The organism is Actinomycetospora sp. (assembly GCF_055612215.1).
On record NZ_JBVPVA010000656.1, the window covers coordinates 1 to 1,089 of the forward strand.

Annotated in this window: 1 protein-coding gene; it reads left to right on the forward strand. The window is 77.2% G+C overall.

The window, feature by feature from the left end:
• Positions 1-26 precede the first annotated feature (26 nt).
• Positions 27-977, forward strand: coding sequence for an ABC transporter ATP-binding protein (locus AC0CYZ_RS17970; protein ID WP_472217762.1), 951 nt, complete (start codon positions 27-29; stop codon positions 975-977).
• Positions 978-1,089: the final 112 nt, after the last annotated feature.

Here is a 1,089-nt window from a genome sequence, read left to right on the forward strand (position 1 = left end):
GCGCGGGCGTCGAGGGAGCCGTCGAGGTGGCGGACCTGGTCAAGCGCTACCCGAAGGCGCGGGCGAACGCCGTCGACGGCATCTCCTTCGCCGTCGCACCCGGCGAGGTGTTCGGCCTGCTCGGGCCCAACGGCGCGGGCAAGACCACGACGATCGGGGTGCTCACGACCCGCGTGCGCAAGACCGCCGGGCGGGCCACCGTGGCGGGCATCGACGTCGCCGCCCACCCGGTCGAGGCCCGGGCCGTGCTCGGCGTCGTCCCGCAGCGGCCCAACCTCGACCGCTCCCTCGACGCCCGGGCCAACCTCGTCTGGCACGCCGCCTACCACGGGGTCCCGCGGGCCCGCCGCGGTCCGCTCGCCGACGAGCTCCTCGAGCGGATGGGCCTCGCGGACAAGGCGAAGACCAATCCCGACGAGCTCTCCGGGGGCCAGGCGCAGCGGCTGATCATCGCGCGGGGCCTCATGCACGACCCGCGGGTGCTCTTCCTCGACGAGCCCTCCACCGGCCTCGACCCGCAGGCGCGGCTCTTCGTGCACGACCGGGTCGCCGAGCTGGCCGCCAGCGGGGTCACCGTCGTGCTGACCACCCACGACATGGACGAGGCCGCGAAGCTCTCCGACCGCGTCGGCATCGTCGACCACGGCCGGCTGCTCGCCCTCGACACGCCCGCCGCGCTGGTCGCGGGCCTGTCGGGGTCGGCGACGGTGGACCTCGAGGTCGTCGGGGGCGACCCCGGGGCGCTGCGCGAGCGCCTCGCCGGCGTCCGGGGCACGGCGGGCGTGGAGGTCCTCGACGCCGGGTCGCCGGGCGGGGCGGCCCGGCTGCGGGCCCGCGTCGACGGCGAGGCGGGCGCCGCCCTGCCGGGCCTGCTCGACGAGGTCGCCGCGGCGGGCGGCCGGGTCCTCGACGTCGGGCTCGGGGAGCCCACGCTCGAGGACGTCTTCATCGACCTGACCGGGCGGGGACTGCGATGACCACGACGACGACCGCCGGGCCCTGGCCCCGGGTCTCCACCGGCCGGGCCTTCCTCGGCGTGCTCGGCCGCGACGTCGCGGTGACCGGCCGCGAGTTCGGGAGCTTCCTCTC